Annotated in this window: 21 protein-coding genes and 1 pseudogene; 5 read left to right on the top strand and 17 right to left on the bottom strand. The window is 49.2% G+C overall.

Going from position 1 to position 26,358, the window contains the following annotated elements; all coding sequences use genetic code 11:
• Positions 1–129: 129 nt before the first annotated feature.
• The gene (locus tag AC1S52_RS11700) at positions 130–366 is read right to left on the bottom strand and encodes a hypothetical protein (protein ID WP_482029183.1); all 237 of its coding nucleotides are present in this window, start codon (positions 364–366) and stop codon (positions 130–132) included.
• A 133-nt stretch (positions 367–499) separates the two neighbouring features.
• Between AC1S52_RS11700 and AC1S52_RS11695 the strand changes: the two are divergent.
• Positions 500–676 (top strand): annotated as a pseudogene (locus tag AC1S52_RS11695) (DUF4351 domain-containing protein); the annotation flags it as partial.
• Between the two features lie 19 nt (positions 677–695).
• On the opposite strand, the gene AC1S52_RS11690 reads toward AC1S52_RS11695, so the two are convergent.
• The 14 genes from AC1S52_RS11690 to AC1S52_RS11625 form a co-directional block, all read right to left on the bottom strand.
• Positions 696–1,907, bottom strand: coding sequence for a glycosyltransferase family 4 protein (locus AC1S52_RS11690; RefSeq protein ID WP_482029182.1), 1,212 nt, complete (start codon positions 1,905–1,907; stop codon positions 696–698).
• Between the two features lie 50 nt (positions 1,908–1,957).
• Positions 1,958–2,785, bottom strand: coding sequence for a class I SAM-dependent methyltransferase (locus AC1S52_RS11685; protein WP_482029181.1), 828 nt, complete (start codon positions 2,783–2,785; stop codon positions 1,958–1,960).
• 30 nt (positions 2,786–2,815) lie between these two features.
• The gene (locus AC1S52_RS11680) at positions 2,816–3,820 is read right to left on the bottom strand and encodes a polysaccharide pyruvyl transferase family protein (protein ID WP_482029180.1); all 1,005 of its coding nucleotides are present in this window, start codon (positions 3,818–3,820) and stop codon (positions 2,816–2,818) included.
• Positions 3,821–3,858: 38 nt separating this feature from the next.
• Entirely contained in the window at positions 3,859–4,812 is a 954-nt protein-coding gene (locus tag AC1S52_RS11675) for a glycosyltransferase family 2 protein (RefSeq protein WP_482029179.1), read from the bottom strand.
• Complete coding sequence (locus AC1S52_RS11670; RefSeq protein WP_482029178.1) at positions 4,809–5,534, bottom strand: FkbM family methyltransferase; 726 nt, start codon at positions 5,532–5,534, stop codon at positions 4,809–4,811. The genes AC1S52_RS11675 and AC1S52_RS11670 overlap by 4 nt, the downstream gene beginning before the upstream one ends.
• 69 nt (positions 5,535–5,603) lie before the next feature.
• Positions 5,604–6,434, bottom strand: a complete 831-nt coding sequence (locus AC1S52_RS11665) for an acyltransferase (RefSeq protein ID WP_482029177.1) — start codon at positions 6,432–6,434, stop codon at positions 5,604–5,606.
• A 4-nt stretch (positions 6,435–6,438) separates the two neighbouring features.
• Positions 6,439–7,359 (bottom strand): hypothetical protein, encoded by a 921-nt coding sequence (locus AC1S52_RS11660; RefSeq protein WP_482029176.1) that lies wholly within the window; start codon positions 7,357–7,359, stop codon positions 6,439–6,441.
• Positions 7,360–7,406: 47 nt separating this feature from the next.
• Positions 7,407–8,120 (bottom strand): class I SAM-dependent methyltransferase, encoded by a 714-nt coding sequence (locus tag AC1S52_RS11655; protein ID WP_482029175.1) that lies wholly within the window; start codon positions 8,118–8,120, stop codon positions 7,407–7,409.
• A gap of 54 nt (positions 8,121–8,174) precedes the next feature.
• Positions 8,175–9,470 (bottom strand): ABC transporter ATP-binding protein, encoded by a 1,296-nt coding sequence (locus tag AC1S52_RS11650; protein ID WP_482029174.1) that lies wholly within the window; start codon positions 9,468–9,470, stop codon positions 8,175–8,177.
• 2 nt (positions 9,471–9,472) lie between these two features.
• Positions 9,473–10,336, bottom strand: coding sequence for an ABC transporter permease (locus AC1S52_RS11645; protein ID WP_482029173.1), 864 nt, complete (start codon positions 10,334–10,336; stop codon positions 9,473–9,475).
• Positions 10,337–10,444: 108 nt separating this feature from the next.
• The gene (locus AC1S52_RS11640; protein ID WP_482029172.1) at positions 10,445–11,014 is read right to left on the bottom strand and encodes a hypothetical protein; all 570 of its coding nucleotides are present in this window, start codon (positions 11,012–11,014) and stop codon (positions 10,445–10,447) included.
• Between the two features lie 59 nt (positions 11,015–11,073).
• Positions 11,074–11,535, bottom strand: a complete 462-nt coding sequence (locus AC1S52_RS11635) for a hypothetical protein (RefSeq protein ID WP_482029171.1) — start codon at positions 11,533–11,535, stop codon at positions 11,074–11,076.
• Positions 11,536–11,769: 234 nt separating this feature from the next.
• Positions 11,770–12,771, bottom strand: coding sequence for an NAD-dependent epimerase (locus AC1S52_RS11630; RefSeq protein ID WP_482029170.1), 1,002 nt, complete (start codon positions 12,769–12,771; stop codon positions 11,770–11,772).
• Between the two features lie 123 nt (positions 12,772–12,894).
• Positions 12,895–13,677, bottom strand: coding sequence for a Uma2 family endonuclease (locus AC1S52_RS11625; protein ID WP_482029169.1), 783 nt, complete (start codon positions 13,675–13,677; stop codon positions 12,895–12,897).
• A 95-nt stretch (positions 13,678–13,772) separates the two neighbouring features.
• Here AC1S52_RS11625 and AC1S52_RS11620 point away from each other — a divergent pair, with 95 nt between their 5' ends.
• Both AC1S52_RS11620 and AC1S52_RS11615 read left to right on the top strand, forming a co-directional pair.
• On the top strand, positions 13,773–14,297 hold the full coding sequence (locus AC1S52_RS11620; RefSeq protein ID WP_482029168.1) for a DUF1643 domain-containing protein: 525 nt from the start codon (positions 13,773–13,775) through the stop codon (positions 14,295–14,297).
• Positions 14,298–14,468: 171 nt separating this feature from the next.
• Positions 14,469–14,717: a hypothetical protein gene (locus AC1S52_RS11615; RefSeq protein WP_482029167.1), complete on the top strand. Its 249-nt coding sequence runs from the start codon at positions 14,469–14,471 to the stop codon at positions 14,715–14,717.
• Positions 14,718–14,908: 191 nt separating this feature from the next.
• Here AC1S52_RS11615 and AC1S52_RS11610 read toward each other — a convergent pair whose 3' ends face one another.
• A complete protein-coding gene (locus tag AC1S52_RS11610; protein WP_482029166.1) occupies positions 14,909–15,244 on the bottom strand; it encodes a hypothetical protein in 336 nt (111 codons plus the stop codon).
• 536 nt (positions 15,245–15,780) lie between these two features.
• On the opposite strand from AC1S52_RS11610, the gene AC1S52_RS11605 reads away from it, so the two are divergent.
• Together AC1S52_RS11605 and AC1S52_RS11600 are read left to right on the top strand one after the other, a co-directional pair.
• Entirely contained in the window at positions 15,781–22,458 is a 6,678-nt protein-coding gene (locus AC1S52_RS11605; RefSeq protein ID WP_482029165.1) for a HAMP domain-containing protein, read from the top strand.
• A 159-nt stretch (positions 22,459–22,617) separates the two neighbouring features.
• Entirely contained in the window at positions 22,618–24,210 is a 1,593-nt protein-coding gene (locus AC1S52_RS11600; RefSeq protein ID WP_482029164.1) for a hybrid sensor histidine kinase/response regulator, read from the top strand.
• Positions 24,211–24,369: 159 nt separating this feature from the next.
• On the opposite strand, the gene AC1S52_RS11595 is transcribed toward AC1S52_RS11600, so the two are convergent.
• A complete protein-coding gene (locus tag AC1S52_RS11595) occupies positions 24,370–26,097 on the bottom strand; it encodes an ABC transporter ATP-binding protein (protein ID WP_482029163.1) in 1,728 nt (575 codons plus the stop codon).
• Positions 26,098–26,358: the final 261 nt, after the last annotated feature.

Below are 26,358 nucleotides of genomic sequence, written 5' to 3'. Positions count from 1 at the left end.
GAGTCGCAGACTCCAACGCGCCTGTGCTTCAGGGGCTTCACTACATGTGATGGCAATCAGATGAGCTTTTTGCGCTCCATCTAAGCGTCGTTTTTTGCGTTGTGGCTGCACTTTTCGGCTTATGGCTGCTTATAAGCTCGTTTCGACAAAGCGTTGCCGTACCCGTTCAATCGTCGCCACACTAATGTCTAAGGATTGGCTAATTGCCGCATCCGTCCATCCACCTCCCTCCTTGTTCGTAGCGGCTTTTAGCAGTATCCGGGCATGGTGCTTTTTGTAAGCAGCAACTGTGGCTGTTGTTGTCAGCCCCTCCAACTCTTCTCGTTCTTCAGCACTCAGAGAGACGATGTATTTCTTTTTTGCCATGAATCTCAAGTAAACGCGATGGCTTAAATTATCATCGAATTACCCCTCAAATCAAAGCTGACAGACTACTAGAGCAGAAGGCAGAGAAGAAGGCAGAGCAGAAGGCAGAGAAGAAGGCAGAGAAGAAGGACTTCAGCAGGCAGCCCGATCGCTCGTCCTGCGCCAACTCGCTCGACGGGTTGGACAGTTGCCGGATGCGGTGCGATCGCAAATCGACCCGCTATCCTTATCCCAACTGGAAGCTTTAGGCGAGGCTTTACTGGACTTTTCCAGCCTGTCTGATCTGGAAGGATGGTTGGCAGGGCAGTAGTTTCAGATTGTTGAGTGGGTTACTTTTGCTTTGCAAGGATTGACTCGTAGTACCGAATCAGCCGGGGAATTGCCTGCACAGGGTGCAATCGACTGACACTTTGCATAGCCTGTTCCTGCATCAGGTTGTGGGCTGTTTCATCCATCTGCCATGCCCGACTGATTCCAGCAACTAAAGCCTGGACATCTCCAGGACTAACCAGGATGCCAGAAACCCCATCTTCAATAACCTGCTCAAAGCATGAACCCGTCGTCGCAACAACCAGTTTGCCCAGTCCCATTGCTTCCAGACAGGTGTTTGGCAGGTTATCCATGATGGATGGCAGCACGATGGCCCTCGCATTGACAATAAATGGATAAAGTTTGTCATGCCGCATGGAGTCCAGAACGTTAACCCGTTCCTGAAAGGGTTGCAGGCGATCGCGAATGTAATCTGCCATTGGTTTGCCATCAGGGGCGGGACCGCTACCGCCGATAAAAAAGACATGCAGGTCTGGGAAGCGGTTCAGTAATTCTGGTAGCGCTTCGGTGAGGATGTGAACCCCTTTCATTTGGGTCATTCGACCGAAGTAAAGCAGGTAAGATTTCCCCGCTGCTACCTGCTCAAATACGGTGGTGTCATAGGTAGGCTGTTCGACGAAAAAGGGCGTTTCCAGTACATCCACCTGGGGAATAGAGTAGCCTTTTTGCACCTGACCGGCGACGAAGTAGGTTGGCGCGTAGATATGGCGGGTGCCCGTGACCGCCACTCGTTCCATCCACCAACGTAATTTAACGCCATCGTTAACGGTAATTCCGGCAGCGGTATCCCAAAAGGGACGGTAGCTGGACATGCGAGTGATGACTGGCGTATGCCGCACCCAGCGAAAGAACAACCCAACTGCCATGACATTAGCAACCTGAACAAGGTCAAATGGTGCAGTTTGATGAATATGCGCCCATCTTCGCCACAGACACCAGGCGGCTTTGAAGTCCTGGTAGGGGTTGTAAAAGGCTCTGGGAACGAGCGGATCAATGTGATCCAGAATCATTCTGCGATCCCAGAGGGGAACGACGCGATGAACGGTTACGCCTTGAAACTCGATGGTTTCGTTTTGCTGAGAGCGGGTAAAGACGTGAACGTCGTGTCCTTGCTTAACCAGGGCAACAGTGACCCGTCCCAGGTAGTTGGCTAAGCCGCCAGAGTAGGAGGGTTCAGTAACAAACTCTGGGGTAACAAAGGCAATTCGCATGATGATGTAAGCTCAATAATTTAAGCTCTCAATGGGCAGTTGAACCGTGCTCAAAACATAATCGGACGTGGTGGGGTATGGTTTGTTTTGAAGAGGATGCCCACATATTTCTCGCCAGTTGAACTGGGCATTTTTACGATAATTGGTTTGGCTTTGAGCATCTGACAAAAATGAGCAAACGCAAGATTATCACCAATGTCATCTGAGATAAAACAACCTCCAATCTTCAAACCCTGCCATAGCAAGGGATAAGCCCACATTCTGCCTCCATAGGTTTTATCACTGTCGTAGTGGCACAGGTCATATTCAGGAAGCATTGTCAGAGCTTTTGGTAATGCCGTGCGATCGCCTTCCCTCAAAAGGGTCCAGAATGGTTTTAAGTCTTCTGGAACGGCACAGCCAACATAGCTGTCATCCCCATAGCGGGAGTAGTGTAAGTTGGTGCTTATCAGGTGAGCAGAAGGTTGCTTGGAAATTGCCAGTAAGATTGCTAGAGATGACCAACCGTAAGCAACCCCCGTTTCAATGACCTGGGCTACTTTAAAGTATTGGGCAATGGTATAGATCAAATCAAGATTGCCCGCTCCTCCCATTTTCTGGGGGCACTGGTCTACTCTGGTTTCTGCCTGTTCAAAGACAGATGCATAAATAGACTGAATCGGAGTGATGGCTTCTTTGCCTGTCATCTGCTGAATCGCTTCTAGCGTGGTAACTGCTTGTCTCTGGCACCAATCGGCAGCTCTTGTCTGGGTTTGTTCCAGAGACATGGAGCCTCCCAAAATTTTTGTTTTAATTAAACGCACTAAGAATGGATAGGTATTAGGACGCGCCAGATAGGATGTCACTGTATTCATTTTTTGTTGCAACTTAACTACCATAACTGTCCGTCCTTATTGAAATTTGTGCATTCAAAAACTTAACTTGTTTAACTTATGGCTGATTCTGAAAAGCAATCTCTTTCTGCGTTCTCGGCAGGCATAGGCAGATTCTTCAATTCTTTGTTTCATGAGATCTGCCACCTTCCAGGTCTGAGCCGACATTTCCTGTGTAATTTGATTGAGCAACGAAGTATTAATGGTTTGGTTAACATGATCCAGCATTGGCTTAAACTGACCAGGATCATTTAATGGCACTGAAATATGCTGTAACTTAACCTGTTCCAGCAAATCTCTGACTTTGCGAGTATTATCGACAGCAATAAATGGGGTACCTGCTTGAATCGCAAAAATAATGGCGTGGTAGCGCATTGCGATAATCAATTGACTACGACTAGGTAATGTCGGATCAAACTCAGTAGGACAACTACTGACATCAGCTACTTCTCGTAAAACATTCAGATCTGCATCCTTACCAAAACAGAGAGGCCAGGGAAAAACAGCATCCCCTAAGTGCTCTTCTAGAGTAGCCTTCCATACCTGAGGTTCCCAATCGACTTTATTCCAGGGGCGAAAGTTCACACCAACAAGATTGCTATGTTTTTCATAAGGGAAATATCGCGGATATAGCCAGGAAATATCAGGTCCGAAAATAACGTCCCTATCAGCAAAATCTAGCCATTCTAGAGTCTTTAAATCCCGCGCCCAGATTGTACCTCCAGTTTGTGGAATAGATTTAAGCTCATGCTTGAAAGCATCATGATGGCTCACGGTTAAACTCACTCCGAATACCGGAATTTCGACCCTGGATATCCACTGGCGCATATCCTTAAATGCACCATACACCTGATTGGCAATACTGCCACCACCCAAAATGACGTAGTCACTTCTTTGTAATATTTTAAGGGGAGGGGTTTCAGTATGGGGTAGAAATGTCAATTGATGGTTATGAAGCCACATTTCAATGCATTGAGCAATGCGATCGTCCCCAGCATTTCGGTTGTGATACCAGCCAAAAACAGCGCCGCGTAAAGCCATTATCTTTGTTTACCTATTTCACTAACTAATTCCAAGTTTCAATTATTCAACAAAAGCCTTCGATACATCCGTCCGTGTTTTAGAAGCCGCTCAATATATAAGGGATCGACCAGTTTAGCTATAAACTTGTACCAGCTTCGCTCTGCATAAACAAGCTGGTTAGATCGTCTTCTTGCTCTGCCAAATCCTTCCGATGCGGTTTGTTCACAGCCATTGCGAAAAGCATAGATTGAGAGTTGAAAAATCTGACTCGCCAGTGCTTGAATTCGTTCCTCCGACATTTTGTAGGGATCCCCTTGCATCAATATGATTTCAAGGTTGAGAAATAGCTGAAGCAAATGATCTGATGGCAAATTGAATCGTGTGATCCTGCCAGGATCATCGTGATTTCGATGTTCGTAAAGATGCTCATCCAGCAAACATATTTTGATATTTGTGGAAGCAAGCCGAAGGTGTAAATCATATTCTTGGGCACGGGGTAAGCCTTCAGTAAAACCACCAACTTTCTCAAGGCAAGTTCTACGATGCAATGGTCCTTCTGTGCTTAGTCCCTGGTTCAAGCAGTAAATAAAGGGATCAATGCCTACAGGTGATTTTATAAGGCTTTTTTTGGGACGTTTCGGACGACCATCGCCAAAAATATAACCTTTGCAAAAAACAAGATCTGCCTCACCAGAAATTAGCCGTGGAACTTGCCGTTCAAGTTTGGTTGATACCAAAACATCATCCGCATCCAGAAATTGAATGTACTCACCCTGGCTCAGGCTCAAACCCAGATTACGAGCGGCACAGGCTCCTCGATTAGGAGTTACTTCATAGTGAATTCTATCTTTGAAGGATTGGATAATTTCAACGCTGCGATCGCTCGATCCATCATCTACCACAATCACTTCAACATTGGGGTAGGTCTGGGTCAGGGCACTGGTAATTGCCTCGCCAACAAACTTTTCAGCGTTGTAGCAGGGAATAATGACGCTGACTAATGGTTTCATACTGAACCAGAGGCATCTATAGCCTGAAATAGAAAGTCTCGATGGGTGAGTTGGGCGACTAAAGAGTAATGCCCAGACAGATAAGTGGCGATTTCAACTTTGCTGTCTGGATCACGGCATTCAATCAACATAAAAGTAGGGTGATATTTTCCCAAATCCAGTCCCTTGAGGACTTCTAGCTCATACCCCTCGACATCTAATGATAGAAGGTCAAAGGTTGAAAACCCGCTGTCATCTAGAACTGAAGTCAAGGTTCTTGCCTCCACTTCGACTTCAACAGGCTGGAAGTATTTTTTCACTTTGCCGATTTGTTCTTCTCTGGTTTTAGAGTCGGTGTAAACGTCAGTGACAAATGACATCAACCCGCCGGAGCAAAGCTGAACTGTCTGTTTAGAGTAGGCAGAGGAAACCAACCCACAGTGGTAGACCTTTGACTTGGAGCGGGTTTTCACACAGGCATTAAAGTTGCCTTCAATCGGCTCGACTAACACGCCCTGCCAGCCTTTGATTTTTTCCAAGTAATAGGTGTTGCTTTCTGTAAATCCATCGTGTGCTCCGGCTTCAATAAAAACTCCTTTCGCAGGAAGATAATTGGCTAATTTACAATCAAGGTCGTTGAAAGCGGGTCTTGAGTACCAATCAATTCTCAAATGTTCTAAAACATAGCGTCTTAAATTCTGATACCTGGTATTTAACGCAATTAATAAACGAGCTTTGGTCATAGAAGATTATGAATTATGAGTAATTATTGAGTTGCCCAGACCTCCGATTTTTCCGGAAAAATCGGAGGTCTAATTTGAGCTTATTTCAGCCACATCTGGTTTTGGTAATTCTATCGGTTTCCACCTGGCAGGATTGCCATAAGCCACGCAATCCGTTGGAATAGAAGAGGTCACAATGGCACCAAGGGCAACAATGGAGCGATCGCCCAAAGTGACTCCTTTAAGGACAGCGGCTCTTTTGCCAATCCAGCAGTCGTCTCCAATAACAATTGGCTTTGCTTTTGGGCGTGTTTTATCGATCACAGTGTGCATGGAGCTGGATAAAATCATGTCGCGCCTGTTCTGCCAATCGGTGGAGTGAGTGTTGTTATCAAAAATATCAACCTCATAGGAAATCAACACATAATCTCCAATGGATAGGAATGTGAGACATCGTAATTCCGTACCCTGATTGATAAAGGTTTTCTGACCAATCTTTATTTCAGCCCCGCCACCTCCTTTAATAGAAGCTCGAATCCTGGAACCATGACCAATAGAACAAGTAGCGTTTGATAAATTAATAGCTTGAGGATAAGGCTCAATTCTTTCAATCAGAGCATGAGTACCAATTCTCAGAGTTGCCCTTTTTGCCAGATGAATTCTTGCACCTTTAATAACAGTTCCGTCAGCAATATAAATTTCTGAATGCTTTTCCAGATAAATTTCACAATCATCAAAAATAACCTTTTCACCAATATGGATTTTGGAAGATTGATCGATTATAAATTTAACTTTCCCAAAACAAATTAAGCTTTTAACACTGCTCAGTTTCCTCGACTTTAAGTAGCACTTGATTTTGTACGTTTTAATTTTTCTAATAGAATACCGAATCAACCTGCGAAAGAATGAGATAATATCCATAAATTCACCAAGGTAAAACCAGCTTCTGGAAATGCCTATATAAAGATTTGAGTCTTTCTCTATTCCCTATATTTTTGTTACTTGAATTAGTAATCCTTTGAGGGTGTGTTAGAGCAAACTCGGGTGCAGGTACAAAGTGATTAATAATATGAGAAACGTCTTTGCCTAAATGGTGATTAATGCTTAAGTTTGCTTTCTCTTGCCAACCTCGTTCCAACAATCGCTCATTAATCTGTTCTGGAAACTGTTGTACATCAATTTGTATCTCTCCAGTAAAGTTTTGCCCATCTTGCAAGCCCCAAAGAGCAACTTCAAAATCAGGGTCTTCTGCTGCAAATCTCGACCACATTGGCTGAAATAACTTTTGGCTCAATTCGCCATGTTTACGCGCATGGACAAAACACTTACGGTAAATATCCTTATAGAACTGCTCATAGTCATGAAGACCAACAATCATCCCAACCTCAACAAATGGATGACCTTGCTCTTTCATGCGGTTAATCGTTTCTGTTTCCGGCCTGATAAAACTGGCATCGGCAACACAAGATAATCCCTTTTTTAGTAACGAAGTGCGGTAAAGGTGATTGCCAGCAGGTCTACGCCCTCCAAAAAACTTGCACAAGATGCTTGCTTGAACTTCAAAAATATTCTCCTCTGCTTGATTTGCAATTTCAAGGAGATCCAGAACCGCATTTTCTCGTAGAAGAACATCTGCATCAATGCACAAAGTCCACGGCAATTCTCGCTCAATTCCAACTTCAAAGGTTTTAGCAACAGCAGCAGCAAAAGGGACTTCACGAATTATCACGATGTTTTTTTGAGGAATCTGTTGTGCCATCAGATTATGGCAGGCTGCTTCCGTTCGTTCTCCAGCAGAGCGAATTATAGCTGTAATGGTTGTCGGCTTTAGAGTTTGGTTCAGCATAGGGGTAGAGAACAGATTCAACTTCCAATCCTTTCAAACATTAACTACTAGGATGAGAAACGTGGTTTTTGAAATAGATTTTTAATTAGCTTTTTCAATTGTGCGTAATTGACTACTGAATGCACACCACCCGTAATAGTGTTAGTGTTCCCAATCCATTTACCTGCTTGCTTAATAGGGGTGAAATTTGGAATAGTATCTATCCATTTTTCAGGATGACGTGATCCTACAAAGAGCAAATAAATTGAGGAATCGTGAAATGGACTTTCCGCCTCATAAATAACCTTTAATCCATTTTCCTCAAACAGCTTCCTAAGGGCTAATGGGGTGAATCTCCAATAGTCACCATAGGATCGATTGATTGCATGTTGAACCTGTGAGAAAGGGACAATAACAATAACAATGTCCTTAGATAGCTGACATAGATTCCTAAAAGCTGTAAATATGTCGAAAACATGCTCAAGCATAGTATGGTTGAATACTACATCAAAGCCATGCTTTAACTCATCAGGTATGTCTATCGACATATCAAGTAAAATTTCATTTTCCCTTGAGTGATAACCATCATCCCCAGCATAATTGGTTATGAAATATGTAGATCTATTAGAGAAATAATCACTATAAAAGCCCCCTTCTTTATCTTGATCATTAGCGGCAGAGACATTAATGACCGTACCAGTAAATAAACTTGATATTTTTTCAAGTTCGCGATTGGACCAGACCCTTACTAAGCGATGCTGGCGTTCTAGCTTAGAATACATGCTAATTTCCTCGCTTTAAGTTGTAGGGATGTTAGTAATGCTCTTGTAGCGATGCTATTGCTTCTTAGCGATATTCCAACTTCTCGGTTGGTAGAATCGACAATTATGCATAGTTCCAGATGATTCCACAGTGAATTGGAAAGATTCAACAAAATCAAGTGTATAAATTCTCTCTTGTTTAAGCTTTACACTCATTGAATAAACACCTGACGGTAAGCCGAGATAAGGCATTTCTAAACTCATGACATATATGCCTGGTTCAACTTCAAATGAATTGCCATCGTTAGCTGTATCTATTTGCAGGACTGCGCCTTCACCGCCTCCTATCTGAGATACCTTTAAGTAGACGTTTATATTCTCGAAGCATTTCCTTGCCTTACAAAGGATATGAAGCTTTGTTGGAAATCCACTTCTAAGTGGCTGTTGAAGTAAGTCATCCTGTGAGCTACTAAAAAAGATTGACTGGATATCCAAGCCCTGGCTTTCGTGGGAGGGTCTCTCCTGCAACTCTAAAAAACCTGGTAGATTTGTCTTCTTATCGCCCAAAAACAAGTCTTGTTCATACTTCTGCATCACATTAAATGTCGTATCTGTGCAGATTAGCTCTCCTTTAAATAAATAAATTGCAGAATTACAAATCTGAAGGATTGACTGCGGATCGTGGGAAACCATAATGAAGCTTGTCCCTACCTGAAGTAATGAAGCAAGTTTTCGATAACACTTTGCTCTGAATTTAATGTCTCCTACTGCCAATACTTCATCAAGCAGGAGAACATCTGGGTCGGTGTGAATTGCTGACGCAAATCCTAATCGTGCTGCCATGCCAGAGCTATAGGTCTGTAATGGTGACTCGATCGCGTCTCCAATCTCAGCAAATTCCACTACCTCATCAAAACGTTCATCAATCTCTTTTTTGGAAAGACCCAAAATTGACATATTGGCATAGATATTTTCTCGTCCAGTCAGGATTGGGTTAAAGCCTGCACTCAACGCAATCAGGGGTGCAATTCGTCCCTTCGCTTCCACTGATCCGGCATCCGGTTTAATCAACCCGGCAATAATCCGCAATAGCGTTGATTTGCCGCTGCCATTTTTACCAACCAGCCCCAAAGCTTCTCCCCGACGGAGTTGAAAACTAACATTTTGCAAAGCCCAAAATTCCTTTGGGCGCAGTTGGTCACTTTCCTGCCGTAACCCCACCAGGTCAGATGCAATATCCTGAACCCCATACAGCAGCGATCGCTTCAAATCTCGACAAAACTTTTTAGAAACCCCATTCACCGAAAGAATGACTTCCTCTGAGTTGGAATGGGTCATCCCTTCGTAATTCTGGCTTAGTGCTTCAACCATGTTTAAGAACTAACTCTTTCAATGACATAGGGCATGGCAACACGGTAAAGAATCCAGGCTACCAATAAACCTGCAAAGGCAACTCCACTGACAATCCAAAAACCCAACGGCTCAGAAACGGTACCTATAGTTGCCAGTTCTCGCGCTGTGACCAGAAGTGGTGTCACCGGATTCAGTCTCACAATCTCTGCAAAGCGTCCACTCTCAGGTACTGGATAGACCACAGGCGTTAGCAAAAGCCAGGGACTCATAATTAAAGGAAGCGCCTTTGTTACATCCGTATATAGCCCTGCCAAGGGTGCCAGCAGCAACCCCAAAAATGTGCCGAACACAACCAGATGAATCAAAGCTACCGGAGCAATCAACACCGTCCAGGGGACAGACAATCGAAACCAGAGAAACACACCAACCACTAAAATTAACTTGATGCCAAAGTTGACAAAAACTTGACCCAACTTCGACAACACGATCGCCTCACGGGGAAAGTTGATCTTTGCCATCAGCGTCTTAGCACCCGTCACCGCCTGAATGGGACCATTCAATGCTTCTACAAACGTCTGCCACAGCATCGTACTCAGCATCACATAGGCAGGATAGGGAATATCCGTTTCGCCAATGTTAATCACGTTTGAATTTGCTGCAAACGTAAAACCTACTGCCAGAATAATCGGTGGAATAAACGCCCAGGCAATCCCCAAAAGTGACTGACGGTACTGAGCACTTAAGTCTTTGACCATTAACCGCCAAGCCAGTTCCCGTGATGCCAGCAAGTCTCTCCCCATCTTTTTCCAGATAGGCGGTCCCGGTTGGCGAAACCAGCTTGCAGACGTGTAGCTAACTTGCTTGGGGCGAGCTGATGCAGACATAGGCAAATGGTCGATCTCAGATGGATTCGTTTGCTGCGGTTTGTGATGGTTCATCAATTGCCCCTGAGCAGTACGTTTCCAGAAAAAGCATTTGCAATTTCTCTAAACCTATACAGACCTCAAACCTGCCATCAGGAGAGAACCTTGATATAAGTTCAGCTTCTTTTTAGATTCTTTAAAGTTTACCCAACAGAAAGCGATCGCCCAAAATCCCCGGAATGTCCCAAATTCCGGGGATCCAAAGCCTGAGGTTAAAACTAATTCGGGGGTCCTGCTACAACTGATCCGGATCAAGTCCCAACGCTCGCAATCGGGCAGCCAACTTTTCTGCCCGTTGTCGTTCCTGCTGTAGCAACTCCTCAGCCTGCTCAGCCCGCTGGCGTTCCTGCTCAGCCCGCTGGCGCTCTTGCTCTGCTTGCTGACGTTCCTGCTCAGCCCGTTGCTGTTCCTGCTGCGATCGCTCTTCTGCCGTAGGGAGCCAATTGCCTTCGGCATCATACCAGCGCAGCCATAAACCGTCTGCATTCTGGTAATGTCCCCGCCAGTTTCGTCTAGTAAGCGGGGTTGAGCCAGGTGAAACTCATCGGGCAAGCCAGGTTCCTCCGGATCTTCACTGGGAAGATCATACATGGTTGGCAGGGTTTCCTGGGGCGGGCGCGGCGGGTTGGTCTGGTACATGGCTCAGGTCGTTGAACCGTGATGACGAATTTAACCTGAGTGTAACTGATTGGTTACACCTAACCCACAAACACAAAATCCCGCATGCCTCGATGCCCAACCATACGCGCATGGCGGCGGGTAAACTCTCCCACAGAAGGGTTGCCGTTGGGGTGAATCATCCCCGTTGCCTGTTGCCACAGTTCAGGCGGCGCGATCGCCACAATATAGGTCGCGGCTTTAGATGGATGGCTACTCTCCTGCCTGCGGATGTGATACCACTTCGTTTCCTGGCACTCCACGCACCAGAAAGCTTCCAGCCACTCACCCACCAGCGGTACAGCCGTTTTTGACTGCATCAGCATCAGGGCAGTGCGCCGGTTCATTCCCCGCTGTTGCAGTTGCCCAGCCCGGTCCGCAAATAAAGGATACTTTTGACTGACACTGTCCAGGTAGCAACCATGAACAGGACAGGCGATCGCCCGTCGCTTCGATCGCTTTCGATTTCGGGTACACGGCTTCTGCAATACGACCTCCCCCATGATTAAAACGGCATCAGACCGAAGAAGGTTACGTTAGAGGGACCGAGATCGAATGACCATCAAAGCCCACTCCTAAACTTTGGTATTTAATGAGTCACCCCGTTGACAGGAACCGAACGGGTGAACCAACCCACTACATTTTTACATCTGTTAAGAACCGTATCCGGAGTAAATGAGCTTTTACGGTTCAACAATGCTTCAGGGTAGGGCATTATACCTGCACGCTTGGTTAGATCAGAAAGCTTTGTAATAGTCCCGATACCAGTCTACAAATCGCTTCAACCCTGTCTCAATGGAAGTCTGGGGCGCAAAGCCGACATCTCGCATCAGATCTTCCACGTCTGCATAGGTGGTCAGCACATCTCCTGGCTGCATAGGCAACATATTCTTCTGTGCCTCCTTGCCCAAAAGTTGCTCCAGCACCTGAATAAAATAAAGCAACTCAACTGGGCGATGATTGCCAATGTTATAGAGCTTGTAGGCAGCCGGGGCGATCGCCGCCTCAGTTTCCGTCACTGCACCGGGTTGGGGGGGGTGATGCATGACACGCACAATTCCCTCGACCACATCATCAACATAGGTGAAATCGCGCTGGAGCTTGCCAAAGTTATAGACATCAATGGGATTACCCGCCTCAATTGCCCGCACAAACTTGAAATACGCCATGTCCGGTCGTCCCCAGGGACCATAGACCGTAAAAAAGCGCAGTCCCGTGGTCGGAATGCCATAGAGATGACTGTAGGTATGGGCGATTAGCTCATTTGCCTTTTTAGTTGCCGCATATAGAGAAATGGGACGATCCACATTGTCCTGGGTCGAAAAGGGAACTTTGGTGCTGTTGCCATAGACCGAACTGGAGGAGGCAAAGACTAAATGCTTGACCGGATGATGACGGCAGCCTTCCAGGAGATTGACAAACCCTGTCAGGTTACTGTCTGTATAGGCTGAAGGATTGATCAGCGAATAGCGCACCCCTGCCTGGGCAGCCAGGTTCACCACATAGTCAAACCTCTGTGCCTGGAAGATCTGGGCAATCGTGGGGCGATCGCTCAAATCAGCGAACTGAAAGGTAAATTGAGTGTGGGAATTCAATTGTTGCAGCCGTGCCTTTTTCAGGTTGACATCATAGTAATCATTCAAGTTATCGATGCCATAGACTTCAAAGCCATCCTCAAGCAACCGTTTTGCCAGAAAGAATCCAATAAATCCGGCAACGCCAGTGACCAGTACCTGCATGACTCATACTCTCTTCAATGGAAGACTATGATACACAAGACATTGATCAGAAGGGAAACCCGGAGTGCTTCTCCCTATCTTGCTGGATTCTTCAACTTCTAACTTTGCAGGAACATTTCCGACTCAAACCTCGTCTGGGTCGAGTCCCATTTCTCTTAATTGGGCTGCCAGTCGCTCTGCCCGTTGCTGTGCGCGATCGCGTTCCTGCTGTGCGTAGTCCCGTTCCTGCTGTGCCAGGTCCCGTTCCCGTTCTACCTGTTCGCGCACCTGCTCAACTTCTTGCCGGGTCAGCAGCTTTAACCCGGTCTGGGGGTCATAAAATCGCAGTTCCCGGGGCAGGGGAAGGATGCCTAACCCCTGTTGCACAGGCACTTGTAGTTGCAGATCCAGCCTTAGCACGGGGCTGCGGATGAATTGGGTGCCCTCAGGGGTAGATTCCAGCGGTAACGCTTCATAGCGACCCTCCACCAGATGAAACCCCTTCAACTGAGGATTCAAATAATCTGCGGTCGGGTCGTACTGAAAATATTCCTGCACCCCCAGACTGCTATAAAGCTGGGGCTTTTCGATTTCGTCCTGCCGTCGAGTGCTGTAGGAAGTAATCTCCAGAATGAATGAGGGCAATTTACCGTTTTCCTGCCAGGCTTTGTAGCTGCGCCGCTTGCGGTGACTCACCCCAAAGATCACAAACACATCCGGGGAAATCACTGCCTGGGGATTGCCTTCCTGGTAGTAAACAAACAAATTACCAGAGACATAAACGTTCTGCCGACTCTGGAAGTAAAGCCGGAGCACTTCGACACAGTAGAGCAAATAATCACGAGTTGCATCACTTTCAGTCATCGGTTGACCGTCAGACTCCGGGTAAAAGACTGAGTCCAGCGCCAGCCTGGTGTCTTTCATCATTCCTATTCCCCATGCAGCGCAGTGCTCCTCTATTCTGCCACGAGTCCCTCTGGCGATTTAATAGGAAGTAGCAGTCCAGGAATCACCAATATGCCATGACAAACCAGAGCGCCATCTTTGATAAGTCGGGACGTTACCGCTATTCCCTCTGGCGCGAGTGGGACTGGCAAACTCCTAAAGTTGGCTTTGTGATGCTGAATCCCAGTCGTGCTGATAGTTTGGTAGATGATCCTACCATTCGGCGATGCGTAGGATTTGCCCACACCTGGGGATTTGGCGGGTTAGAAGTGGTGAATCTGTTTGCCTACCGCACAACTAATCCCGTTGAATTGGGACGGGTTGCGGATCCGGTTGGGGGAGAAACCGACTTCTATCTAATTTCGTTGCAGAAACGAGTTAAACAAATTGTTCTGGCATGGGGAAATGGAGGCAGTCTACAAGGACGCGATCGCACCGCCCTTACCCTTCTGTCAGAGCAATCTCTCTACTGCCTGGGGCTGACTCAAATTGGGCAACCCCGACATCCCCTTTATCTCAGAAGGGATACCCTACCTGTTCCATTCACCGTCCAAAATTTCCCAAATCGTAGCGATTGTTCTGCAAGCAAGAACGTGACATAGGTAATAACCATAACGCTAACGCATCACCTTTAAGGATCGCCTCTTACTGATGCGATGTGCGACTTTGATGAAATGCCCACAAGAACGCCCACCCTCCGGGAAGCAAGCTACACCCTAGCCCTCTCCCATTGGGCTACTGCGTATACACAAGTGTAAAAGTTGAATCGGTAGGTGATCGCAGAGTCAACGGTGAATGCCAAAACCCTGATTGGGGGGCTGCCCCCCAATCCCCCCGTTGCAGAGTTTTTACGGGTGAGAACACGAGACAAGCTTTGTCAGTTCTCACCCGTAAAACAGGTTGCGTCCCCCGCACTCCCTCCAAAACGATGCGATCTCGTCGTCAATCGCAACCTTCATCCCACTGGGTCTTCAAGCAAGGGCAAACGGGTGGCAAGGGGAGCGGTTGTCTTTGAAGTTTGAGGCATTTTTGACCGATTCTCGTCGCGCTAGACTTGAAGCCCCAACGCTAGACCCTTGCGGGGGGTTTGGGGGAGTTAGGACCCCAAAAGGCGGGGGACTGGGGGGAAGTCCCCCAGAGCCAGTTTCTAACGAAGCCGAGATCTGTATACACCGTAGCCCATTGGGAGAGGGCAAATTAGTTGTACATCCTTTTACTGCATCGACTGAAGATCGGCAAGCAGTAAATTAATCCGTTCTGCTACGTCTGCTTTGCCCTCTGGATCCGCTTCATGCAGAAAAATATCGAGAATAAACCAGCGGCATAGTTCTGGATCGGTCTTAACCAGATTCAGCATTACCCCATTCAAAACTTCGGTCAGCAGAAAACCTGGAAGACGGCGCAACTCATCCCGAATCACCAGCGCAGGCTCAAATTCCTGGGTCTGCCTGGACAGGACAATTGCCTTAGAAATCGTTGACACCAACTCATCCAGGTCTACACCTGGAATGCCATCGGGACTGGGAGTGCGATCGGATGGGTGCTGCAAAGAAGTTCCTCATCATCAAAGGCAATATAACACCTCCCCCTTCAACCGTGGAATCAATGCATAAATTTCAACGGTTCAACGGCTGATCACTTTCTACCTCTATCCCACGGCAGGAAAGGGGAGTCATAACCTATGTCTTGCGACAGAAGACACTAATCGCCCTATCTATCGGACAATAGAACGGATCCATAATACTTTTGAATTAAACAGCTTGAAGGTTTTATTTCATCTACCGTTAAGTAGAAATACGTAGCCAACTTATTTGCCCAGTATTTGCCCGGTTATAGCGGTTCCTTTCTGGATGAGGTTCATCTCATCTGTTTGACTTAAGGATGCTACGGCTATCCATGTACCTCACTGGATTCAAGAACGCTATAAGTTGGTGGAATTAAAACCATCCACCCATCCCCCTGCAACTGTGGTTTACTTATTTGAAAATCGCTGTCAGTAGAGATGGCAGATACTGTTTATCCACTAGAAAGACAGTGCTAATAGCGGTAACTTTACGACCGGATATTTTGCCGAAGGACTAAACTATGCCCACTGCACAAGCCGCCAGCGACACCGATAGTCTCGATCTCAAACAGCTTTTAAGGATTTTGACAGAGATCAAGAAGGGGAACTTTTCGGCGCGGATGCCCATTGACCAAACGGGGATTGCTGGAAAAATTTCGGATGCGCTGAATGACATCATCGAGATGAATGAGCGGATGACCGAGGAACTCGATCGCATCAGTACGGTAGTGGGTAAAGAAGGCAAGATTAATGAACGGGCTTCGCTGGGCAGTGCGAGAGGGTCCTGGAGGACAGCGGTTGACTCGATCAATACCCTGATTAGCGACCTGGTGCAGCCCACGGCTGAAACCGCACGGGTGATTCGGGCAGTGGCAAATGGGGATTTGTCGCAGGCGATCGCCACTGAAATTGAAGGCAGACCCCTGCAAGGAGAATTCCTCCAAACTGCCCACGTTGTCAATACGATGGTAGACCAGCTCAACTCCTTTGCCTCCGAAGTCACACGGGTGGCGCGGGAAGTGGGCACAGAAGGAAAACTGGGCGTACAGGCAGACGTAAAGGGCGTGGCGGGCACCTGGAAAGACCTGACCGACTCCGTCAACTCGATGGCAGGCAACTTAACCGCTCAGGTGCGGAATATTGCTGACGTGACCACCGCTGTAGCAAACGGCGATCTGTCCAAGAAGATTACCGTCGATGTCAAAGGCGAAATTCTGGAGCTAAAAAACACGATCAACACGATGGTAGACCAGCTCAACTCCTTTGCCTCCGAGGTAACGCGGGTAGCACGGGAGGTCGGGACGGAAGGCAAGCTGGGAGTGCAGGCAGAGGTCCGGGGGGTGGCGGGCACGTGGAAAGACCTGACCGATTCTGTGAACTCGATGGCAGGCAACCTGACCGCCCAGGTACGGAATATTGCCGAAGTGACCACCGCTGTGGCAAACGGCGACCTGTCCAAGAAGATTACCGTCGATGTCAAGGGCGAAATTCTGGAGCTAAAAAATACTGTCAACACGATGGTGGATCAGCTCAACTCCTTTGCCTCGGAGGTGACGCGGGTGGCCCGGGAAGTGGGAGCCGAAGGCAAGTTGGGGGGACAGGCAGAGGTGCGGGGCGTGGCTGGCACCTGGAAAGACCTGACCGACTCTGTCAACTTCATGGCAGGTTCCCTTACAGCACAGGTGCGGAATATTGCCGAAGTGACCACCGCTGTGGCAAACGGCGACCTGTCCAAGAAGATTACCGTCGATGTCAAGGGCGAAATTCTGGAGCTAAAAAACACGATCAACACGATGGTAGACCAGCTCAACTCCTTTGCCTCCGAAGTGACCAGGGTGGCGCGAGAAGTGGGCACGGAAGGAAAACTGGGCGTACAGGCAGACGTGCAGGGGGTAGCGGGCACCTGGAAAGACCTAACCGACTCTGTAAATTTAATGGCAGGTAACCTGACCGGGCAGGTACGAAACATTGCCGAGGTGGCAACGGCGATCGCCACGGGCGACCTCTCTAAAAAAATCACCGTCAATGTCAAGGGTGAGATTTTGGAGTTAAAAAATACCATCAATATCATGGTGGATCAGCTCAACTCCTTTGCCTCCGAAGTGACCAGGGTGGCGCGAGAAGTGGGAGCCGAAGGCAAGTTGGGGGGACAGGCAGACGTGCGGGGGGTAGCGGGCACCTGGAAAGACCTGACCGACTCCGTCAACTTCATGGCAGGTTCCCTCACAGCTCAGGTGCGGAACATTGCCGAAGTGACCACCGCTGTGGCAAACGGCGACCTGTCCAAGAAAATTACGGTGGATGTCAAAGGCGAAATTTTAGAACTGAAAAACACCATCAACATCATGGTGGATCAGCTCAACTCCTTTGCCTCGGAGGTGACGCGGGTAGCACGGGAAGTGGGAACCGAAGGCAAACTGGGGGTACAGGCAGAGGTGCCTGGGGTGGCAGGCACCTGGAAAGACCTGACCGATTCTGTCAACTCGATGGCAGGCAACCTGACGGCACAGGTACGGAATATTGCCGAAGTGACCACCGCTGTGGCAAACGGCGACCTGTCCAAGAAAATTACGGTGGATGTCAAAGGCGAGATTCTGGAGCTAAAAAACACGATCAACACGATGGTGGATCAGCTCAGTTCCTTTGCCTCTGAAGTCACGCGGGTTGCCCGTGAGGTGGGCACCGAAGGAAAACTGGGGGTGCAGGCAGAGGTGCGGGGGGTGGCTGGCACCTGGAAAGACCTGACTGACAATGTGAACTCGATGGCAAGTAACCTGACCGGGCAGGTGCGGAACATTGCCGAAGTGGCGACGGCGATCGCCAATGGCGATCTCTCTAAGAAAATTACCGTGCAGGTGAAAGGCGAAATTTTAGAACTGAAAAACACCATCAACATCATGGTGGATCAGCTCAGCGCCTTTGCTTCTGAGGTGACAAAAGTGGCGCGGGAAGTCGGTTCCGAAGGAAAGCTGGGGGTGCAAGCAGATGTGAAAGGGGTGGCGGGCACCTGGAAAGACTTGACCGACTCCGTTAATTTCATGGCGGGTTCGCTCACGGCACAGGTGCGGAACATTGCCACTGTAACTACGGCTGTGGCAAACGGCGATCTGTCTAAGAAAATCACCGTCGATGTCCGAGGCGAAATTCTGGAGTTGAAAAACACGATCAACACAATGGTGGATCAACTCAACTCCTTTGCCTCGGAGGTGACGCGGGTAGCACGGGAAGTGGGCACCGAAGGCAAGCTGGGCGTACAGGCAGAGGTGCGGGGGGTGGCTGGCACCTGGAAAGACCTGACCGACTCCGTTAACTCGATGGCGGGTTCACTCACGGCGCAGGTGCGGAATATTGCCGAAGTCACGACCGCTGTGGCAAACGGCGACCTGTCCAAGAAAATTACGGTGGATGTCAAAGGCGAGATTCTGGAGTTGAAAAACACGATCAACACGATGGTGGATCAGCTCAGTTCCTTTGCCTCTGAAGTCACGCGGGTGGCGCGGGAAGTGGGCACCGAAGGCAAGCTGGGCGTACAGGCATACGTGCGGGGTGTGGGTGGCACCTGGAAAGACCTGACTGATAATGTCAACTCCATGGCAGGCAACCTGACCGCACAGGTGCGGGGCATTGCCGAAGTGACCAAGGCTGTGGCAAATGGCGACCTATCCAAGCAAATCACGGTAGATGTCAAAGGTGAAATTCTTGACCTGAAGAACACGATTAACACGATGGTGGATCAGCTCAATTCCTTTGCCTCCGAGGTCACCAGGGTGGCACGGGAAGTGGGCACGGAAGGCAAACTGGGCGGACAGGCAAACGTCATGGGGGTTGCCGGTGTTTGGAAAGACCTGACCGACAACGTGAACTTTATGGCAAGTAACCTGACCGCTCAGGTGCGGGGCATTGCCAAAGTCGTGACTGCTGTGGCAAACGGTGACCTGAAGCGCAAGTTGATGCTGGAGGCAAAGGGCGAAATTGAAACCCTGGCAGACACAATCAACGAGATGATCGACACGCTGGCAACCTTTGCCGATCAGGTCACGACCGTTGCCCGCGAGGTGGGGATTGAAGGGAAACTGGGTGGTCAGGCAAAGGTACCCGGTGCCGCCGGCACCTGGAGACACCTGACCGACAACGTCAACGAACTGGCCGCGACTCTGACGACCCAGTTGCGGGCGATCGCCGAAGTGGCAACGGCAGTGACGAAGGGCGATCTGACCCGTTCGATTGCAGTCGAGGCCCAGGGTGAAGTTGCCGTCCTGAAGGACAACATCAACCAGATGATTGCCAACCTGCGCGAAACCACCCAGAAAAACACCGAGCAGGACTGGCTCAAAACCAACCTGGCGAAGTTCACCCGCATGTTGCAGGGGCAACGGGATCTGGAAACCGTGTCCAAGCTCATTCTGTCCGAACTGGCTCCGCTGGTTTCGGCACAGCATGGTGTCTTCTACCTGATGGAAACGGGCGAAACCCATATCCCCTTCCTGAAGCTGCTCAGTACCTACGCCTACCGGGAACGCAAGCATCTGGCAAACCGATTCAAGTTGGGCGAAGGTCTGGTGGGTCAATGTGCCCTGGAAAAAGAGCGGATTTTGCTGAGCGAAGTGCCCCCCGATTACATCAAGATCAATTCTGGGTTAGGGGAAGCAACGCCGCTGAATGCGGTGGTTTTACCCGTCCTGTTTGAGGGACAGGTAACAGCCGTGATTGAACTGGCATCCTTCCGCCGGTTCAGCGAAATTCATCTGACCTTCTTCGACCAACTGACGGAGAGCATCGCGATCGTTTTGAACACCATCGCCGCCAGTATGAGAACCGAGGAGTTGCTGAAACAGTCCCAATCCCTGGCAGAGGAACTGCAAACCCAGCAGAAAGAACTGACGGAAACCAACAAGCGGTTGGAGCAGCAGGCACAGTCCTTGAAGGCATCGGAAGAACTGCTGAAAAACCAGCAAGAGCAGCTACAGCAGACTAACGAAGAACTGGAGGAAAAAGCTGAACTGTTGGCGCTACAAAACCGCGAAGTGGAGCGTAAAAATCAGGAAATTGAGCAGGCGCGGCAATCTCTGGAAGAAAAAGCCGAACAACTGGCACTGACATCCAAGTACAAATCCCAGTTTCTGGCAAACATGTCCCATGAACTGCGAACGCCGCTGAATAGCCTGTTGATTCTGGCAAGGCTGCTGAACGAAAACAGTGATGGCAATTTGACCGACAAGCAAGTGGAACATGCCCGTACCATTTACTCCGCTGGCAATGATCTGCTGGAACTGATTAATGACATCCTCGATCTGGCGAAGATTGAGTCTGGCACCATGTCGGTTGAGATCGATCAAACGATGTTTACTGACCTAAGCACTTATCTGGAGCGCACCTTTAGCCAGGTTGCGATCGATCAGAAGCTAGAGTTTTCGGTTCATTTCGATGAAAATCTCCCCCGTGCCATCTACACCGATTCCAAGCGGCTTCAGCAAGTGCTGAAAAACCTGCTGTCCAATGCCTTCAAGTTTACCGATGAGGGCGAGGTCAGCTTAAGTGTCAGTGTGGCAACCGACGGTTGGAACGGGCACAACGAATCATTAAACCGGGCAGATACGGTGATTGCCTTTGCGGTCACCGACACCGGTATCGGGATAGCCCCCGACAAGCTTCAGGTCATTTTTGAGGCGTTCCAGCAGGCGGATGGCACCACTTCACGCAAATATGGTGGTACCGGTTTGGGCTTGTCGATTAGTCGGGAAATTGCTCAACTCCTGGGTGGCGAAATTCGGTTGACCAGTGAACTGGGTCAGGGCAGTACCTTTACCCTCTACCTGCCCCAGGCATACGTGTCCTTTGAACCAAACCGAGTCAGAGAACGGCTCACCCTGTTCCGGCAACCGAATGGATCTGCCCTCGACCCGGCTCAGATGGTCTTACTCCCAGAGTCAGAAACCACGTTGCTGTTGATGGAAAACGACCTGGAGGACGATCGCGACCAACTTCAGCCCGACGATCGCACCCTGCTGATCATTGAAGATGACGTGAACTTTGCCCGGATTTTGCTGGATATGGTGCGGGAGCAGGGCTTTAAGGGACTGGCAGCCACCCGTGGCGATGTCGGATTAGCGATGGCGAAGGAATTTAAACCCACTGCCATCATTCTGGATATTCGCTTACCCGTTATGGATGGCTGGATGATCCTGGATCGGCTGAAGCACGACCCCAACACTCGCCACATCCCCGTGCATATCATGTCCGTTGAGGAGGGACTTCAGCGCAGTTTGCAGCAGGGCGCGATCGCCTATCAGCAAAAACCGATCAACGCCGATGTCCTGGCTCAGGCGCTAAATGCGATCAAGCAATTCATCGAACGCCCGGTAAAAAACCTGCTAGTGGTAGAAGATGACCCGATTCAACGCCAGAGCATTGTGGACTTGATTGGCAATGGCGATGTTGCCAGCACGGCTGTGGGGTCAGGGGCAGAGGCACTGGAAGCCCTTCAGTCGAATCACTTCGATTGCGTTGTGCTGGATCTGGGACTACCCGACATGAACGGATTTGAACTGATTGAGCAAATCCGCCACATCGGGGCAACCGTCGAAGCCGCCGATTCTTCCCCCATCTCATCCATTCCCATCCCCATCATTGTTTACACCGGCAAGGAACTGACCCACCCGGAAGAAACCGAACTGCGGCGACTGGCTGACACGATTATCATTAAAGATGTGCGATCGCCCGAACGCCTACTGGATGAAACGGCTCTCTTTCTGCATCGGATCCAGGCGAACCTGCCTGCCCCCAAGCGGCAGATTTTGGAACGGATTCAGCAAAGCGACCCAATTCTGGCAGGCAAAAAAGTGCTGATTGTGGACGACGATGTGCGTAACATTTTTGCCCTCACCAGTATGCTGGAGCGCTACCAGATGCTGGTGCTTTACGCCGAAAACGGCAGCGACGGCGTTACCATCCTGCAAAACAACCCAGACATCGATATTGTGTTAATGGATGTGATGATGCCTGAAATGGATGGTTACGAAACCATGCAAGCCATTCGTCAGGTCAGCGCATTTGCCTGCTTACCGATGATTGCCCTCACCGCCAAAGCTATGAAAGGCGATCGCGAAAAATGCATCGAAGCCGGAGCCTCCGACTACATCACTAAACCTGTGGATACAGAGCAACTGCTGTCGTTGTTGCGAGTCTGGCTTTATCGGTGATGGGGTAGGTGTCAGGCGTCAGGTAAATAGTGGTTGGTGGTTGGTTTTTATCTTTAGAAGGACAATCTAACAACTAACAACCCATTACTGATAAGCTTCAAAACTCTCAACTCAAACCTCTTTCCCCCCTTCCCTCCCCCGTCTGCTCAACCCACCTCTATGTATCTCGACGACATCCAAGCCAATATCCTTCTGGTTGACGACCATCCTGAAAACTTGATGGTACTGGAGGCAATTTTAAACAAACCTGGGCATAACCTGGTTAAGGCGCATTCAGGGGAAGAAGCTTTACGGTGTCTGCTAGATCAGGATTTTGCGGTCATTTTGCTGGATGTGCAGATGCCGGGGATGGATGGGTTTGAAACGGCAAATTTGATCCGCCAACGCCAGCGATCGCGCAACACACCCATTATCTTTATCACGGCATTCAGTACCAATGATGCGTTTGTGTTTAAGGGATATTCTTTGGGAGCTGTAGACTATCTGCTCAAACCCATTGATCCGGTTGTCCTGGCTTCAAAAGTTGGAGTCTTCGTTGATCTGTTTCAAAAAACAGAGGAAATCAAACGACAGGCAGAGCAACTGGTGGCGATGAATGCAGAACTCCGCAAAAGTGAGGAACGGTTTCGTTGCCTCAGTGCTTGCTCTCCGGTTGGGATTTTTCTACTGAATGTGGAAGGACAGTGTATCTATACCAACCCTCGCTGTCAGGCAATTTGCGGCTTTACCCTGGAAGAAAGCCTGGGAGAAGGGTGGATGCAGTTTTTGTATCCAGAAGACCGGGAACGGGCGATCGCAGATTGGCAAAGCACGGTTCATGAACGGCAAGAGTTTTCTGCGGAATACCGCTTTGAGTTAAGCGATGGCACTCTGCGCTGGACCTACATGCGATCGTCCCCCATGTTTTCTGATCAGGGCAAGCTGATTGGGCATGTAGGCACTATTGAAGACATCACCACGCGCCAAGAAGCCGAAGCGATGCGGGAACAGGTTCTGTTAGAGCAAGCTGCTCGCCAACAGGCAGAAACGATTAACCGGATGAAAGATGAGTTTCTAGCCGTGGTTTCCCATGAACTGCGGACTCCGCTCAATTCTATTCTGGGCTGGTCTAAGCTGCTGCTGACCCAAAAAATTGACGAAGTGACCACCAGCCGTGCCCTGGAAACGATCGAACGCAACGCCCGATCCCAGGCAAAACTGATTGAAGATATCCTGGATGTCTCCCGGATTGTGCAGGGCAAACTGCGCCTCTCAATTCAGCCAGTCAACCTCAACGACCTCATGGTTGCCGTGCTGGAAACCACCCGCCCCTTAGCAGATGCCAAAAAGGTAATACTCGAAACCAACTTTGTGCCAAACCTACCCATGATTTCTGGGGATCCCGAACGACTCCAGCAAGTGATTTGGAATGTAATTTCCAATGCCATCAAATTCACACCAACAGGCGGCATCGTTGAAGTAGCATTACATCCGACACCCGACAGTCGCTTCGTCCAAATCATCATCACCGATACTGGCATTGGCATCGCGCCCGATTTTTTGCCCCATGTGTTTGACCATTTTCGGCAGGCAGACAGTACCACCACCCGATTTCATGGAGGGTTGGGGTTAGGACTGGCGATCGCCCATCATCTGGTCAATCTTCACGGTGGTACTATCAACGCGACTAGCGAAGGGGAGGACAAGGGAGCAACCTTCACGATCCAACTCCCCCTGCTCAAATCATCCATCACCGCTGCGGAGCAAAGTTGAGGGTGGTGCTGAATAGCAGTATGAATTGAAACTTCGTTCCAATTCATCCAACTTTCAATTCATACCCAAAATCAGCAACGTCAAGTTGAGTTTAAAGGACGCAGTAAAGGAACGGTTGCTCTGGGCGACGCGGAGGGGAACCATCCAATACATTCCAACCTACTCCTGAAACTGTTGGGCATAAAACCTGGCGTACCGTCCCCCCTGATCCAGCAGTTCGGCGTGAGTGCCAGACTCTACCAGGCGTCCCTGTTCCAATACCAGGATGCGATCGGCGCGGCGAACGGTTGCCAGCCGGTGGGCAATGATAAACACAGTCCGATTTTGCATCAGCCGCTCCAATGCCTCCTGCACCAGTAATTCTGATTCCGAGTCCAGGGCAGAGGTCGCTTCATCCAGGATCAGAATGCGGGGGTTGAGCAGCACGGCGCGGGCGATCGCCAACCGTTGACGCTGTCCGCCAGACAGGTTAACACCCCGCTCTCCTACCCAGGTTTGGTACCCCTGGGGAAATTCATCAATAAACTGGTGGGCATTGGCAATCATGGCTGCCTTCTGAACTGCCTCCAGGTCAAAATCTTCCTGCCCAAAGGCAATGTTTTGGGCAATCGTGCCGGAGAAAAGAATAGTTTCCTGGGGGACAATACCAATCTGTCGCCGCAAGCTCGATAGGGTGACATCCCGGATGTCAATGCCATCAATTAAAACCTGTCCTTCCTGTGGATCGTAAAAGCGGGGCAGTAGGTTTGCCATCGTTGACTTTCCGGCACCAGAGGAACCCACCAGGGCGATCGCCTCTCCTGGCATTGCCAGCAAATCCAAATCCTTCAACACAGGCTGTATAGGCTGATAGGCGAAACTGACATTCCGATACTCAACCTTGCCGGTTACCTGGGGGAGAACGGAAGCACCCGGTCGATCTTCGACGGTTGGCTGAATATCCAACAACTCAAAGATTCGCTCCAGCGATGCCTCTCCTTGCTTAAACTCGTTGTAATTACTGGTTACCAGGGAAATAGGATCAATCAGCATCAACACAGCCGTCAGGTAGCTGACAAACTGCCCACCCGTCAGGTTTTGTTGAGAAACCTGCCAGCCGCCCAGGAGCAGCAGCAGCAACAGGCTGAGGGACTCTAAAAACCCTACCACCGGAAGCTGAATGGCTTTCAACTGCTCAGTTCGGTAGCGAGTTCGGCGATTACGCTCTGCTTCCCGACTGAAGCGATCGAGCATATATTCCTCTGCCGCAAATGCTTGGAGTAACCGCATTCCACTAAACACTTCAACCAGCATGGCTGAAAGATTTGAAATGCGGCTCTGGCTGCGGAAAGAGAGTTTACGCAGTTGCTCACCAAAAAAGGTAATCAGGACTGCCATCAAGGGGGCAATGATCAGGGCTGCCAGGGTCAGTTGCCAGTTGAGGTAGACCATATAGCCCAGAACAACCACCAGTTGCAGCAGGCTGGGTACAAACTGGTGAAACACCTTATTGACAACCTCGCCTACCCGGTCAATATCTTCCGTCAGTCGGTAGGCAAGATCGCCACTCTGAACCTTCTCAAAGTAGCTGAGGCTAAGACGCTGAAGGTGGGCATAGACCTGTTTACGAAGATTGAAGGCGATCGCCAGTGATGCCTTGGCAATCAATGAGTCCTGCCCGTATTGAGCTACCTTCTGGATCAAAAAGATGATGGTGCTGATGCCAGCGAGACGGGCAATCGTCAGCACATCCCCTCTGGCAATGGATACGGCAATTTCACCGGCAATCCCAGCCAGGAGGGGCCAGATCGCCATAAAAACCAACGTACAGAGCAGCCCTTGCACAATAATTCGACCCTGGGGTCGAATATATACCAGTAGCTGCAAGTAGCGATCGCGAGATTTCAATGTTAGGTAAGACTTACTACTCTTAATAGAAGGTGCCGGACAGACAGTATAAATAAATCACCCTTATAGTAGGTGCCAAACTATTCCCGAACAGGAATCATGCTTTCCAAAAAATAGCCCAGATTCATAGGATCAAACGTCCAGCCAGAACCATCGTTAGATGGCATTCAAGAGGATGGTACTCAAGAGACGAACATTTGCTGCATTATGTTTCTGTGCCAACCACATGGTAGCCAACATTATCCCCCACAACGGTACAGA

Source organism: Kovacikia sp. CALU 1929, from assembly GCF_056784235.1.
Note: the sequence above shows the minus strand (reverse complement) of the source record. Positions and strands in the feature narration are given on the sequence as shown.